Source organism: Sorangium sp. So ce327, from assembly GCF_051530205.1.
In the GTDB taxonomy this organism is placed as follows: Bacteria; Myxococcota_A; Polyangia; order Polyangiales; family Polyangiaceae; genus Sorangium; species Sorangium cellulosum_B.
In genome coordinates this window covers 10,713,376-10,726,699 of sequence record NZ_CP150330.1, presented here as the reverse complement: position 1 = coordinate 10,726,699, position 13,324 = coordinate 10,713,376, and the positions used below count along the sequence as shown (strand labels likewise).

The window sequence follows — 13,324 nt, the reverse complement described above, 5'->3', positions numbered from 1 at the left end:
GATCTGGCGGCGCCGGACACCGAATCCGATCGTTTCGTGATGTCACCTACATCAGGCCGGTTGCGGTCCCCGTATCGACAGGACCGGGACCTTTGCCGATCTCACCACCCGTTGCGCCACGCTGCCGAGCAGCGCCCGCGCGACCGCCCCGCGCGCGTGCGTCCCGATCACGATCATCTCGGCGCCGATCTCGTCCGCGAGGCGGCAGATCTCCTCGTCGGGGACGCCGGCGCGCAGCACGCCCGAGATCTCGACGCCGGGCGTGGCGCGCCGGCGCTCGAGCACCTGATCGAGGCTCCGCTGCGCCGCATCGGCGATGCGCGCGGCGTCCTCGGCCGAGGGGATCAGGGACGAGCCTTCCGGGAAGCTGTAGACGGGCACGCTGTACACGTGCGCGACGACGAGCTTCGCGGACAGCTTGCGGGCGAGCTCGATCGCCGTGTCGAGGGCGATCTCGGAGGTCGCGTTGAAGTCATGGGCCAGGAGGAGGGTCTTCATCTTGCTCCGCGGTGGTGGAGGGCGCAGGCGGCGCGCCGCCGTCCTTTCGGTCCAGCTTTCGTAGCTCCGGGGGCGGGTCTCCGGTAGGGGGCTCGTCGGAGGCTGCCGGCGCCGGCGGCTGCGCCTTCGACGGCGGCTTCACCCGCTTGAACAGCGCCATCTTCTTCAGCCGGCTGAGCTCCTCGAGCTCGCCGCGCTTCACCGCAGCGTTGTGGCGCTCCAGGTCCTTGCCCTTGAGCTCCCCCTCGTCGAGCAGCACGTACTGGACGGTCGCGGCGCGGTCGCCCGGATAGAAATAGGCCTCCTTCCGGTTCGACACGTGCGGTCCCATCTTGCTCGTCGCGCCGACGATGGCGCTCTTCGGGATCGCCTCCACCTGCTGCCGGACCCAGGCGTAGGTCGCCTCCTGGTCGGGCGTCAGCTTGCGCGCCACGCGGGAAAAGCCGCCCCTGAACGACGCGTTCTCGACGAGGCCGCCGAACTTCCACGACATCAGCGCGGCCGCCACCACCATGGCGGCGAGCAGCGCGCGCGACAGGCGCCGCCCGTCGAGCCCGTAGTACGCGGTCGGCCCGGAGCCCTCGATCCGCTTGAGCGCGATCGGCGTCAGCACGAACGCGATGGGGAAGAGGATCGACGAGTACTGGAAGTGGATCGAGAACACCGCGTCGCGCGAGGCGAGCAGGCAGAACAGGAGCCCGTAGGCGAGCATCCAGCGCCCGGGCTTGGCGAGGAAGGGCAGGAAGCAGAGGGGGACGAAGAGCTGGAGCAGGAAGATGATTTTCGGCTCCTCCAGCAGGACCTTGAGCGCGAAGACAGGGTTCGTGAGGAGGGAGACGAGCATGCCGCCGAGCCCGCTCCGGTTCGGCATGAGCTCCTCGTAGTAATAGGCGAACGAATAAGCGTCCTTGCCGGACATGATGATGCCCGCCGACGTCATGAAGAACAGCTTCACGATCACGAAGTAGACGAGGCTCGTCGCGATCGTCACCCAGCCGAGGCGCGTCCTTCCCGGGCGCCGGTCGAAGATGGCGTAGAGCCCGATGAAGCACATCAGCAGGGAGACGTCCTCCCGGCAGAGCAGCAGCACGGCGAGGGTGACCCAGTACAGCCTGTCCCTGCCGGTCTCGTAGAAGTAGAGGAGCCAGACGACGAGCGGCGAGATCAGCGCGAGCGAGTGGAACTCGTACATGTTCGCGCCGTGCAGGGCCGGATAGATGGCCCACACGGCGGCGAGCAGGAGCGCCTTGCCGCGGTGAGCGAGCTTGTCGCGCGCGAGCAGGTACACGGGGACGACGCCGGCGCCGAGCCACGCGGACTGGAGGATGAGGAGGAACTCCGCCCTCGGGTAGATCAGGTAGAGCGGCGAGAGCAGGATGAGGATCGGGTCGAAGTGCGCGGAGCCGTGGTAACCGGCCTTGAGCCAGGAGCAGCCGAGCGGCCGTCCGTGGATCGTCTGGTAGAAGATGTTGTCGTAGTACCCGAGGTCGGGCGTCCTCGTGTGCAGCGCGCGGTGGTTGGTGATCGCGAGCCGGGAGAAGAAGAGCGTGTAACCCGTCCACATCGCGAGCAGGGCCAGCGACGGGAGCCATCGCGCGACCGTCGCGAGCGCGCGGCTTCCGCGGGCGGGCGCGCCATCGAGCTCGGACGCATCGTCGAGCCCGGGCGAGAGCCGCGCGCGGCGGCCCCAGGCGTAGGCGCCGACGCCCGTGGCCAGGGCGGCGAGGGCGGCGAAGAAGATCGTGCTCTTCGGGCTGTCCTTCTCGATGTTCGGGAGCTTGAGCGCGGCGACGAACGGGAGCGCGAGCAGGGGGATCAGGGCGCGGTTGAGGCGGCCCACGGTGCCCACGAAGTCCCACGAGCGGGTGCGGACCCGCCGCGCCAGCATCACGAGGAAGTAGGCGAGCGCGACCCCCACGATGGCGGCGACGGCGCCGCCGGCCATCCAGCGGCGCTCCACCTCGGTCAGCTTGTTCGTGTCGAGCTGCGCGTGCCGGCTCGGGTGGATGAAGACCCAGGCCGTCACGGCGATGCTCATGCCGTAGAGGATCGGCCACGGCGCCAGGGTCAAGGCGGCGCGCGCGAGCCGCTCGAGGGCGCCGTCGAGCTTGGCGAGCGCGCTGTTCAGCCTGGTGCGGTGGTTCTCTAGCATAGGTGAGGCGGGTCCTCGGCTACTTGACCCCACCCCCCGCTGTCAAGGAGCGGGGGGAACATCGCGAAAGGACGCGGAAGGACGTGTAACGACGCGAGGGCGCGGGAAGGGCAGGGCGCCACGCGCGGCCCGCGGTAGAATGGCGCCATGTCGCACTACCGGGATCATCTCGATGCGGCTCGCGCGCGCATCGAAACCCTCGAAGCCAAGCTGAAGGAGCGGGATGCGGCGCTCGCCGCCCGGGACGCGGAGATCGCGGAGATCCGTGCGGAGGTCGAGCGGTTGCGTGATGGATCGGACGATGATGGGCCGCCCGACGGGCCGCTCGGCCGGGGCGGCGGGCAGCGGGCCCTGCTGGTGGCGCTCGCGGTGTGCAGCTTCGCCACCGCGACGGGCTATGCGATGGTGCGCCCCTCGCACTGCCTGCAGCGCGGCGGGGCGTACCCCCCCTCTGCCGAGGTGTCGCTGCGCTCTCACGAGGGGTACGACGCCTTGTCGAGCCGGGTCGACGGGGCGCGCGTCCGGGTGGGCAAGGCCGCGGGCGCGGCGCTCGAGCACGGCCGCGTCCGGGCGAAGCGCTGCTGGCAGCCGGACGGGCCGAGCGGGGAGGGGAGCGTGACCGTGACCTTCGCGCCGAGCGGCGAGGCCCACGTGGCGCTGGACGGGGCGCCCTTCACCGGGACCGAGGTCGGCGCGTGCGTGGTCGACGCATTCCGAGCCGCCGCGGCGCGGGTGCCGGCCTTCGAGGGGGAGCCTCTTCGGCTCACGACCCCGATCTCGCTCTGAGTCGATCGAAGGAGCTCGTCGCTCGCGCTCGCCCCTGCGGGCGACGGAGGAGCTCGGGGCGCTAGCCGGATCCGGGGGTGGAAGGGGCCGGGGAGGTCGGCGGGGGGGCGAGCTGCCAGCTCACGAAGCCGACGGCGACGACGATGAGGTAGATGACGGCGAAGACCAGCAGGCCGAAGCTGACGCCGTGCTCGGCGGTGAAGCCGAGCGAAGGGAATACGAGGGAGAAGAAGAACTCTCGGACACCTACGCCGGCGATCGAGATCGGCAAGAGACCGAGCAGGTTTGCGATGGCGAGCAAGCAGGTGACGTCGAAGAGCGAGAGCGGTACGCCGAGGGCGCGCGCGATGAGGTAGCCCTGCGCGAAGTTGACGACGAACGTCGCCACCGTGACCGGGAGCGTGAAGAGGAGCCCGCGCCCGACATGAGCGCGCAGCGCGACCAGGAAGCGGCTCGCCGCGCCGGGCTCCGCGCTCTCCGACGGATCCTTCGCGAGCTTGCGCGAGAAGGCGAGCAGCAGCCGCTCGGCCAGCCCGGGGATGAGCAACACGAGGGGCGCCAGGACCGTCAGGGCGATTCCACCCCACGTCAGCCAGGCCAGGCGGCCGGCGATCACGGCGCTGTAACGGGCGACGCCGACCGCGACGAACGCGGCGAGCACGTAGAGATCACACAGCCTGTCCATCACGACGGTGGCCAGCCCCTCCGCGTAAGGCACGCCGAGGTCGTGGCGCAGGTAGCGGATCCGGAGCAGGTCGCCGACCCGCCCGGGGGTCAGCATGCCAACGTAGAGCGACGTGGCGTAGGCGCTCCACGCACGCCGAAGCGGATAAACGATGCCCCGGGCACGCAGCAGCGCGTCCCAGCGGACCACCTTGAGGTGGATGTTGAGGACGTTCAGCGCCGCCGCGAGCGCGAGCGGGCCAGCCGAGGCCGACACGACCGCGCCGAGCACCGCGTCCCGGTCGTCCATGCGCACGACCACGAGGACGAGCAACAGCGGGCCAATCAGGCGGACGAGGGCGCGCAGGGCGGCGCGGCTCACGACGGCAAACCCCGGCCGCGCGCTCAGCGAGGCGCCGCGGAGCAGAGGGCCTGAAGCGAGGGGAGGCGCCCGGACGCGGGGACCCAGGACCGATCGAGGCGAGGCTCGGAGATCACTCGAACTCCTCGCGGATGGGCGGCTCGTCTGCCAGGTGGCGCTGCTGCATCTGGAAGGTGAGGAACTCGCCGATGAAGCCCATCGAGAAGAACTGGATGCCGAGGAGGATCATCAGCACGCCGAGGAGGAGCAGCGGCCGGTCCCCGATCTTGTGACCGAGCAGCCAGAGGAACGTCAAATACGCGTTGATGGTCACGCCGGTCGCCGCGAAGACCAGGCCGATGAGGCCGAAGAGGTGCATCGGCTTCTTCGAGTAGCGCGTGAGGAACATGACGCTGAGCAGGTCGAAGAAGCCGCGCAGGATGCGCTCCAGTCCGTAGCGCGAGGCGCCGTACTTGCGGGCGTGATGGCGCACCGGGATCTCCGTGACGCGGAAGCCTTGCCAGGCGGCGAGCGCCGGGATGTACCGGAAGAGATCTCCGTAGATCGGGATGGTGCGCAGCACCTCGCTACGGTAGGCCTTGAAGCCACAGTTCATGTCATGGAGCTTCACGCCCGTGACCGCGCGGACGGTCCCGTTGAAGATCCGCGACAGGACGAGGCGATTGGCGGGGTCGAGGCGGTTGACCTTCCAGCCCACCACGACGTCGAGGCCCTCCTCGACCTTGGCGATGAAGCTCGGCAGATCGGCCGGGTCGTCCTGGAGATCGGCATCCATCGTGACGACCACGGCGCCCCTCGCCTTGCGGAACCCGGCCGTGAGCGCCGTCGCCTTGCCGAAGTTCTTCCGCAGCCGGATCCCCTTCACGACCGGGTTCTCCGCGCGGATCCTGGAGATGACGCCCCAGCTGTCGTCCGTGCTGCCGTCGTCCACGAAGATGAGCTCGTAGGAGAAGCGGCCCTTCAAGGCCTGATCCACCCGCTGCGCGAGCTCCATCAGGCTCTCCGCCTCGTTCAGCCCCGGGACGACCACCGAGACGTGCGGCGCCGCCGAGGCGGCCGGCGCGATGGAAGGCGCCATGAGGCTCGGGCGAGGATCGATGGCGGCGAGGCCGAACGTCGCGCGGTCCTCCGGAGCCTCGTGAGGGGCAGGTGTGGGGGGCTGGTCCACAATCACGGCGGCGGAGGATAGCAGAACGTCACGAGAAGGCGCGGTTCCGTCCGAGAACGCGCTGCAAGCGCGACGGCAACGAGGGCAGGACGTGCTGCCGGTCACCGGCAGGGGAGAGGGAAGCGCTGCCGGATGCTGGCAGGGGGAGCGGGAAGCGTTGCCGGGGGCTGGCGCGGGGCGAGGCGCGTCTTCAGGTGTCGGACGCCTCAGGCGGGGGTGCTCTCCGGCCCGTCGAGCCGTGGCGACGGTGGTTCCGCGGTGGCCGTGTCGCCCTTCTCGTCGGCCGTGAGGGCGCGCTGGGGGCTCCGCTCGAGCAGCGCCAGGAAGGGCGCGTGGAGCGCCTCGAGGAGCTCGCGCTGCTTGCCGCTCGGCGTGTGCTCGATCAGCCAGCTGATCTCGTCGTGGATGGCGTTGAACGCCGACGCACACGCGGTCATCGCCTCGAGGATGCGCTTCGAGCGCGCGATCGCGCGCGTCTGGCCGGAGCTCCGGCCGAGCCCCCTGGCGAGCGCCGTTGTCGCCTCCTCGATGCGCTTCAGGTACGCGCCGGCGCCGATCTTCTTCACGTCGGCGGAGCGCGGCGCCTTGCTCGCGATGGCGACCTGGCGCCAGCCGAAGTCGACCTCGGCGTCGTACCCGTACTGGGTCTGCTCGGTGCCAGCCCCCGCGAGCAGCGCGCCGCGCAGCCGGATCGCCGCGTCGCGGTGGGCCGGATCCCTGCCCTCGGCCGCCGACGCGAGGAACAGGTGCAGCGCTCGCTGGGCAGCGTCCCACGCCGCGTCGAGCTCGGCGAGCGCCGCGGTCGACGCCACCCCGAGCGCCTCGTCGAGCGCCGCGATGCTCCAGAGCGCGCGCAGCTTCCAGACCACCGGCCTCGGCGCCTCGAAGAGCAACGCCGTCGGGACGCGGCTCGGGACGTCGTACCTGCCGATCAAGACGCCCTTCCACGCGCCGTGCTCGAGATCCCGCGCGAACGCGCTGAACGCCTTGTCCGTGACGAAGCTGTATCCGTGGGCTGCCATCGTTCGCTCTCAGCTCCTCCCCCAGAAACCGCGCATTTTAGCGAGCCGCGCGCGCTCTGCCGCAAGCGCTTTCCTCCAGGCGCCCGGTCGGGGCCTCGCTCGGTGCGCGCCGGGCGAGCGGGGCGCCGAGGCGCGTTCCGTGCAAGAGCACGCGCCGCTGGAGCAGCGGCTCCTGGTGTGGAGGCTGCTCGCTCGCGGCGATCGAGGCGCGGAGCGACCAGGCGATCTCCGCGACACGAGCGCTCGGAGGCGACCCGGGTGTGGTAATCGAGTCGCGTGGGGAGCCGACGGCGTGACAGCGTGCTGATGCGCCGAGGAGGAGGGTGACGTGGCGGGCGAACACAGCGGCGCGCCGCGCGGCGGGCACCCGGACGATGAGCGGCTGTTCGGCCCCGATGCCGTCCGGACGCTGCGCGTGGCCTTCGAGGAGGTGACGTGGCTCCTCGGCCGCGGCTACCCGCTGCGCACCGCGATCCGGACCGCCGGCGACCACCACCAGCTGGCCGCACGCCAGCGCCTCGCGCTGCAGCGGGCCGCGTGCTCGGACGCGCAGCGGGCGTCGCGCCTCGCGCGCTGCGCCCCGTCCTCGTCGCTCCAGGGCGCGGAGGCGAACATCGACGGCTTCAACCTGATCATCACCCTGGAGGTGGCGCTCGCGGGCGGGCTGCTGGTGCGCGGGCCGGAGGGGGCGCTGCGCGATCTCGCGGGGCTGCGCGGCAGCTACGCGCCGATCGCGGAGACCGACGGAGCCATCGATCGGATCGGCGACGCGCTGTCCGGCGCCGGCGCGGCGCGCGCGCGCTTCCTCCTCGACGCGGCGATCCCCAGCTCCGGGCGGCTGCGCGCGCGGATCCTGGAGCGGCTCGGGGGCGCGCCCCTCTCGATCGAGGCGACGCTCGTCCCTGATCCCGACCGCCTCCTCGCGGGGGCGGCGGGCGTGATCTCGTCCGACAGCGTCGTCCTCGATCGCTGCGTGGGCTGGGTCAACCTCGCGGACGAGATCGTGGGCGCGCGCGTGCCGGCGGCGCGCGTGGTCGAGCTCGTCCCTCGCGGAGGCGATGCCGGCGCGTGAGGGCGCGGAGCGCCCGTCACCGGCAGAGCCCAAGCCGCCTCATTTGCCAGGCGACCTGCGCCGCGAGCCCCTCGCGCAGGGGCACCCGGGGCACGTACCGGAGCGCCGCCTGCGCCGCCGCGGTGTCCGCCCAGGTGCGCCGGACGTCGCCGGGCTGCGGCTCTACCCGCTCGACGCGCACGGGTCCCGCGAGCTCCCCCAGCAGCCCGAGCGCGTCGTTGAGGCTCACCCGCGAGCCGCCGCCGATGTTGAACACGCCGACCGCGCCGCCCTCCATGGCGTCGACGTTGGCCTGCACCGCGTCGCTCACGTACGTGAAATCGCGCGTCTGCTCGCCGTCGCCGTACACGCGGACCGGCTCGCCCTTCAGCACGGCGGCGATGAACCGGTGAAACGCCATGTCGGGGCGCTGCCTGGGGCCGTACACCGTGAAGTACCGGAGCGAGATCGTGGGCAGGCCGAAGTTGCGCCGGTACAGCTCGCAGAGCTGCTCGGCGGCGAGCTTCGTCACCCCGTAGGGTGAGTGGGGGGCGGTCCGGCTGGATTCGTGCATGGGCACATCCCCTGTGTCGCCGGAGGGGTCGCCGTAGACGGAGGAGGACGAGGCATAGACGAGCTTGCGCACCTGGCCGTGCGCCCTGGCTGCCTCCAGCAGCCGCTGCGTCGCGAGCACGTTGTCGCGCAGGTAGACCTCGAAGCTCTGTCCCCAGCTCGGGCGCACGCCCGCCTGCGCCGCCTGGTGGAAGACGACCTCGCGGCCCGAGAGCAGCGGGCGGAGATCGTCTGTGGCGAGGTCGGCCGTCGAGAGCGAGAAGCGCGGTTCGCCGCGCAGCCGTGCCAGGTTCCCCTCCTTGAGCTCGCGGGCGTAGTAGTCGGTGAAGCGGTCTACCCCGAGCACCTCGTGCCCGAGCTCGATCAACCGCTCCGCCAGGTGGGAGCCGATGAATCCGGCCACCCCCGTCACCAGACAACGCATCCGCCTTCCGTCCTGGTCCTGCCGCGTCGCGGCTTCGCGTCCTCGTCCAGCCGCGCCGCGGGCTCCGGTCCCGGGCCTGCCGCGTCGCGGCGCGGCGATGCTAGCACCTCGGACCGTCCGTTGAGTCGGGCAGCAGCCGCCCGCGCGAAGCCCGCCACGCCGCTGAGCTCGCTCCGGGGTTCGGGAACCGACCGAGGTTGGGGACCGGGTTGCGGACCGACAGCGGACCGACCGAGGTTGGAGACCGGGACCGACCGAGGTTGAGACCGACCGAGGTTGGGGAGCGGAGCGGGGACCGACCGAGGTTGGGACCGTAGGTCGTAGGTTGGGACCGTAGGTTGAGACCGACCGAGGTTGGGGAGCGGGGACCGACCGAGGTTGGACCGTGGCGTGGGGACCGGGACCGAGGTTGAGGACTGACCGAGGTTGGGACCGTGGGGACCGGGACCGAGGTTGAGGACTGACCGACCCGGGAGGGGGACGGCCTGAGCACGGGCTCCGCGCTTCCTGTCCTCTGTCAGTCTTCTTGCAACAGCTCGCCCTCACCCTTTCTTGCAAATACACCCACCTTTCCGATGTGTATTTCTGAATCTGGTTGCGCCTACCCGCTCGGCAGGCGACGCTGGTGCCCACTCGGGCCCTCGCTTTTTCTGTCCGAGGCGCGATCGAGACGGGTCGGAAGGCTAGCTGTTGCTTATGGGAATTGTTGTCGAGCGGCTCACGAAGCGGTTCGGTCCGAACAAGGTGGTCGATGACGTCTCGTTTGAGATCGAGAGCGGCGCGCTGGTCGCGCTCCTCGGGCCGAGCGGAGGTGGCAAGAGCACCGTCCTGCGCATCATCGCCGGGCTCGAGAGCCCCGACTCCGGCGAGGTCGTCCTGAATGGCAAGAACGCGACCACCACCCGCGTCCAGGACCGGAACATCGGCTTCGTCTTCCAGAACTACGCGCTGTTCAGGCACATGAGCGTGCGCGACAACATCGGCTTCGGCCTCAGCATCCGGAAGCGGCCACGGAAGGAGATCGCGACCACCGTCGATGAGCTCCTCAGCCTCGTGCAGCTCGACGGGCTCGGCGGCAGGTTCCCGCACGAGCTGTCCGGCGGCCAGCGGCAGCGCGTCGCGCTGGCGCGCGCGCTCGCGCCAGGCTCGTCGCTGCTCCTGCTCGACGAGCCGTTCGGGGCGCTCGACGCCAAGGTCCGCCTCGAGCTGCGCGAGTGGATCCGGAGGCTCCACAAGGAGCGAGGGATCACGAGCGTCTTCGTGACCCACGACCAGGAAGAGGCCATGGACCTCGCCGATCGGGTCATCGTGCTGCACAAGGGGCGGGTCGAGCAGATCGGCACCCCGGAGGAGATCTACGACCGGCCGGCGACCGAGTTCGTCGCGAGCTTCGTCGGGTCGATCAACGTGCTCAAGGGGGAGGTGCGCGACGGCCAGGCGGCGCTCGGTACCCTCGCGGTGCACGCTCCCCCCGGGACCGGCGACGGCGCGAGCGTGCACGCCTTCGTGCGTCCTCACGACATCGAGGTCCACACCCGGATCGACTCCTCGAAGACGCCCGCCGCCGACGACGCCAGCGTCGCGCGCGTCGAGCGGCTGTCGCGGGTCGGGTGGATGGTCAAGGCGGAGCTCCGCCTCTCCGACGGCCAGCCGCTCTCCGTCGAGCTGACCAAGGATCGCGTCGCCGAGCTCGGCCTGTCCGAGGGGGACAGGGTGCTGGTAAATCTCCGAGACGCCAAGATCTTCGTGCAAGATTACTCCATCTAGCCCGCTGGCCGGCGCTCCCGTCTGGCCAACGGCCATCACGGGAGGCGGCACGTGGCTTCAATCTTCGACGACATCGCGGCGACGATCGGGCGCACCCCCCTCGTCCGCCTGAGCTCTGCGGGCAAGGGTCTGCGCGCCGAGCTGATCGGCAAGGTCGAGAGCCGGAACCCCGGCGGCAGCGTCAAGGATCGCATCGGCCTCGCGATGGTCGAGGACGCGGAGCGGCAGGGCAAGCTGAAGTCCGGGAGCGTCCTCGTCGAGCCGACGAGCGGCAACACGGGCCTCGCGCTGGCGATGATCGCCGCGGCCAAGGGCTACCGGCTGATCCTCACGATGCCCGAGTCGATGAGCCCGGAGCGGATCGCGCTGCTCAGGGCGTTCGGGGTCGAGGTGCTGCTGACGCCCGGGTCGCTCATGGTGCAGGCCGTCGCGCGGGCGCGGCAGATCGTGGAAGAGACGCCCGGCGCGGTGATGCTCCAGCAGTTCGAGAACCCGGCGAACCCCGCCGCGCACCGCGTGACGACCGCGCGCGAGATCTGGGAGGACACGGACGGGACGGTCGACGTCGTGGTCGCCGGCGTGGGGACCGGCGGGACGATCACTGGCGTGGGCGAGGTGCTCAAGCAGAAGAAGCCGGGCGTGAAGATGATCGCGGTCGAGCCCAAAAACGCGGCCGTGCTGAGCGGTGGCCGCGTGGGCGCGCACCTGATCCAGGGCATCGGCGCGGGCTTCGTCCCGAAGATCCTCCGGCGCGAGCTCATCGACGAGGTGGTGCCCGTGTCCGAGGACGAGTCGTTCGAGGCCGCGCGCCGGCTCGCCAAGACCGAGGGCATCCTCGTCGGCATCTCCGGCGGCGCGGCGATGGCGGCGGCGCTGTCGATCGCGGCGCGTGACGAGATGCAGGGAAAGAGGATCGTGGTGATCCTTCCCGACGGCGGGGAGCGCTACGTCACCTCGCCGCTCTTCAAGGAGCTCGTCGGCTGCGCTCGCGCGGCCGTGCCCCGCTGAACCGCCAGGGAAGGCAGCCGCACATCGGGTCGCCTTCCCTGCAGACGCACTCCGTCTTCCTGGGCGCCTGCGGCGAGCGGCGCGATCACTCGATGCGGACGGCGACGAGGACCTTCATCCACACCCCTTCGGGCGGGATCGTCTTCGTCAGATCGACCTTGCCTTCCCAGTCGACGTGCACCGTGTAATCGCCGCTCTCGTCGTCCTTGTAGAAGAAGGGCCGGATGTCGTCGTGATAGACCCGATCGAGCGGGACGATGCGCTCCCCGGTAGGCATCGGCGCCTTCTTGGCGACGACGGTCGACTTGCCGTCGACGACGGCCGAGGCGGAGACGCTCTTGAGGAAGGTGAGGTCAGGCACGTTGTCGTCGCGTGCTTCCAGCCGGATGTACATGAGCTCGGCCCTGTCGACGGAGTTCGGGTCCTCCGAGACGGAGAGCTCGCTCCATCCGGAGAAGGTCGACTGCGAGGTGGGCTTCACGAGGAACTTGGTCTCCACCTCATGCTCGCCGACGACCGAGGCACAGGCGCTCGCGCCGAGCGACAGCGCCACGGTGAGCGCCGCGCCGCTGCGCGCGGAGAGGCAGAGCGAGGCGAGCCCACGGCGACAGGTCAACATAAGCATCCTCATTCGCAAGACATAGCATGTGGCGAGGTCCGATCGACGCGCGGGGCGCGGCCGGCTATCGTCGTCGGCCGAGGGCGACCAGATGGCGGCGGAATCAGGCGCGGGTATTGACGGCGGGCAGGGCGCGGCCCCTGCGTCCTTCGAGGCGAGGCTCGAGCTCGCCCAGCGGACGAGCGCGCGGCTGCGAGAGGCGATCGGGCAGGCCGTGGTCGGGCAGGACGACGTCATCGAGCAGACGCTCTGGGGGATCCTCGCGGGAGGGCACGTCCTCCTCGAGGGGGCGCCCGGGCTGGGCAAGACGCTCCTCGTCAGGACCATCGCCGGCTGCCTGGATCTCGCGTTCTCGCGCATCCAGTTCACCCCGGATCTCATGCCGAGCGACGTGACGGGCACGAACGTGCTCGTCGCGGCGGCGGACGGCTCGCGCCACTTCTCGCTGCACAAGGGGCCGATCTTCGGGCAGGTGATCCTGGCCGACGAGATCAACCGGGCGACGCCGAAGACGCAGAGCGCGCTGCTCGAGGCCATGCAGGAGCACGCGTGCACCATCGCGGGCACGCGGTACGCGATGGAGGAGCCGTTCTTCGTGCTGGCCACCGAGAACCCGATCGAGATGGAAGGGACCTACCCGCTGCCGGAGGCGCAGCTCGATCGGTTCCTGCTCAAGGTGCTCGTGCCGAGCCCGACCGAGGATGAAATGACCGAGATCATCGCCCGGACCACGGGCCACGATCGCGGGCCGCCGCCGCGGGTGCTCACCCGCGACGACGTGCTCTCGCTGCGATCGCTCTGCCGCGACATCGCGGTCGCCGAGCCGGTCATGCGGTACGCGTCGCGGCTCACCCGCGCGAGCGATCCGGCCGCCGAGGGGGCGCCCGAGATCGTGCGGAGGTCGCTCCGGTTCGGCGCCGGCGTGCGCGGCGCGCAGTCGCTGGTCCTGGCCGCGAAGGCCGTGGCGCTGCTCCAGGGAAGGGCGCACGTCGCCTTCGCCGACGTGCAGCGGGTCGCGAAGCCGGTGCTCCGCCACCGGATGATCCGGTCCTTCGAGGGCGAGGCGGAGGGGATCACGACGGATCAGGTGATCGCGGCGCTCCTCTCCGCGATCGAGGCGCGGCCCGAGCCCGTGGCGCAGGCGATCCGGCGATGAGGCGCGCGGAGGAGCCGCGGGGGCAGGCGATCCGGAGCGGGTCGCCGAGGAGAGG

Annotated in this window: 12 protein-coding genes; 5 read left to right on the top strand and 7 right to left on the bottom strand. The window is 70.8% G+C overall.

What is annotated here, in order from left to right; all coding sequences use genetic code 11:
• Positions 1 to 51 precede the first annotated feature (51 nt).
• Both WME95_RS40170 and WME95_RS40165 read right to left on the bottom strand, forming a co-directional pair.
• A complete protein-coding gene (locus WME95_RS40170; RefSeq protein ID WP_437904562.1) occupies positions 52 to 498 on the bottom strand; it encodes a universal stress protein in 447 nt (148 codons plus the stop codon).
• The gene (locus WME95_RS40165) at positions 473 to 2,650 is read right to left on the bottom strand and encodes a DUF2079 domain-containing protein (protein ID WP_437904561.1); all 2,178 of its coding nucleotides are present in this window, start codon (positions 2,648 to 2,650) and stop codon (positions 473 to 475) included. Before WME95_RS40165 ends, WME95_RS40170 begins: the two co-directional genes overlap by 26 nt.
• Positions 2,651 to 2,797: 147 nt before the next feature.
• On the opposite strand from WME95_RS40165, the gene WME95_RS40160 reads away from it, so the two are divergent.
• Entirely contained in the window at positions 2,798 to 3,436 is a 639-nt protein-coding gene (locus tag WME95_RS40160; RefSeq protein WP_437545335.1) for a hypothetical protein, read from the top strand.
• Positions 3,437 to 3,497: 61 nt separating this feature from the next.
• Here WME95_RS40160 and WME95_RS40155 read toward each other — a convergent pair whose 3' ends face one another.
• The 3 genes from WME95_RS40155 to WME95_RS40145 all read right to left on the bottom strand — a co-directional run bounded on the left by WME95_RS40155 (position 3,498) and on the right by WME95_RS40145 (position 6,671).
• Positions 3,498 to 4,481 carry a lysylphosphatidylglycerol synthase transmembrane domain-containing protein gene (locus WME95_RS40155; protein WP_437904560.1) on the bottom strand — a complete coding sequence of 328 codons (984 nt, stop codon included), beginning with the start codon at positions 4,479 to 4,481 and terminating at the stop codon, positions 3,498 to 3,500.
• A gap of 112 nt (positions 4,482 to 4,593) precedes the next feature.
• Positions 4,594 to 5,655 carry a glycosyltransferase family 2 protein gene (locus WME95_RS40150; RefSeq protein ID WP_437904559.1) on the bottom strand — a complete coding sequence of 354 codons (1,062 nt, stop codon included), beginning with the start codon at positions 5,653 to 5,655 and terminating at the stop codon, positions 4,594 to 4,596.
• A 200-nt stretch (positions 5,656 to 5,855) separates the two neighbouring features.
• A complete protein-coding gene (locus tag WME95_RS40145) occupies positions 5,856 to 6,671 on the bottom strand; it encodes a hypothetical protein (RefSeq protein WP_437904558.1) in 816 nt (271 codons plus the stop codon).
• Positions 6,672 to 6,999: 328 nt separating this feature from the next.
• Here WME95_RS40145 and WME95_RS40140 point away from each other — a divergent pair, with 328 nt between their 5' ends.
• Complete coding sequence (locus WME95_RS40140) at positions 7,000 to 7,743, top strand: DUF434 domain-containing protein (RefSeq protein WP_437904557.1); 744 nt, start codon at positions 7,000 to 7,002, stop codon at positions 7,741 to 7,743.
• Between the two features lie 16 nt (positions 7,744 to 7,759).
• Here WME95_RS40140 and WME95_RS40135 read toward each other — a convergent pair whose 3' ends face one another.
• Positions 7,760 to 8,719 (bottom strand): NAD-dependent epimerase/dehydratase family protein, encoded by a 960-nt coding sequence (locus WME95_RS40135; RefSeq protein WP_437904556.1) that lies wholly within the window; start codon positions 8,717 to 8,719, stop codon positions 7,760 to 7,762.
• A gap of 696 nt (positions 8,720 to 9,415) precedes the next feature.
• On the opposite strand from WME95_RS40135, the gene WME95_RS40130 reads away from it, so the two are divergent.
• Both WME95_RS40130 and cysK read left to right on the top strand, forming a co-directional pair.
• Positions 9,416 to 10,486 (top strand): sulfate/molybdate ABC transporter ATP-binding protein, encoded by a 1,071-nt coding sequence (locus WME95_RS40130; RefSeq protein ID WP_437741684.1) that lies wholly within the window; start codon positions 9,416 to 9,418, stop codon positions 10,484 to 10,486.
• A gap of 51 nt (positions 10,487 to 10,537) precedes the next feature.
• A complete protein-coding gene (gene cysK / locus WME95_RS40125) occupies positions 10,538 to 11,494 on the top strand; it encodes a cysteine synthase A (RefSeq protein WP_437545322.1) in 957 nt (318 codons plus the stop codon).
• A gap of 85 nt (positions 11,495 to 11,579) precedes the next feature.
• On the opposite strand, the gene WME95_RS40120 is transcribed toward cysK, so the two are convergent.
• Positions 11,580 to 12,113 carry a hypothetical protein gene (locus tag WME95_RS40120; protein WP_437545320.1) on the bottom strand — a complete coding sequence of 178 codons (534 nt, stop codon included), beginning with the start codon at positions 12,111 to 12,113 and terminating at the stop codon, positions 11,580 to 11,582.
• 91 nt (positions 12,114 to 12,204) lie between these two features.
• Between WME95_RS40120 and WME95_RS40115 the strand changes: the two genes are divergently transcribed.
• Positions 12,205 to 13,269: an AAA family ATPase gene (locus WME95_RS40115; RefSeq protein ID WP_437904555.1), complete on the top strand. Its 1,065-nt coding sequence runs from the start codon at positions 12,205 to 12,207 to the stop codon at positions 13,267 to 13,269.
• The last annotated feature ends 55 nt before the right edge of the window (positions 13,270 to 13,324 follow it).

Excerpts from the sequence above, each read along its gene's own strand:
- WME95_RS40170 (WP_437904562.1), bottom strand. The coding sequence starts at position 498 with ATGAAGACCCTCCTCCTGGCCCATGACTTCAACGCGACCTCCGAGATC.
- WME95_RS40165 (WP_437904561.1), bottom strand. The coding sequence starts at position 2,650 with ATGCTAGAGAACCACCGCACCAGGCTGAACAGCGCGCTCGCCAAGCTC.
- WME95_RS40160 (WP_437545335.1), top strand. The coding sequence starts at position 2,798 with ATGTCGCACTACCGGGATCATCTCGATGCGGCTCGCGCGCGCATCGAA.
- WME95_RS40145 (WP_437904558.1), bottom strand. The coding sequence starts at position 6,671 with ATGGCAGCCCACGGATACAGCTTCGTCACGGACAAGGCGTTCAGCGCG.
- WME95_RS40135 (WP_437904556.1), bottom strand. The coding sequence starts at position 8,719 with ATGCGTTGTCTGGTGACGGGGGTGGCCGGATTCATCGGCTCCCACCTG.
- WME95_RS40130 (WP_437741684.1), top strand. The coding sequence starts at position 9,416 with ATGGGAATTGTTGTCGAGCGGCTCACGAAGCGGTTCGGTCCGAACAAG.
- WME95_RS40120 (WP_437545320.1), bottom strand. The coding sequence starts at position 12,113 with ATGTTGACCTGTCGCCGTGGGCTCGCCTCGCTCTGCCTCTCCGCGCGC.
- WME95_RS40115 (WP_437904555.1), top strand. The coding sequence starts at position 12,205 with ATGGCGGCGGAATCAGGCGCGGGTATTGACGGCGGGCAGGGCGCGGCC.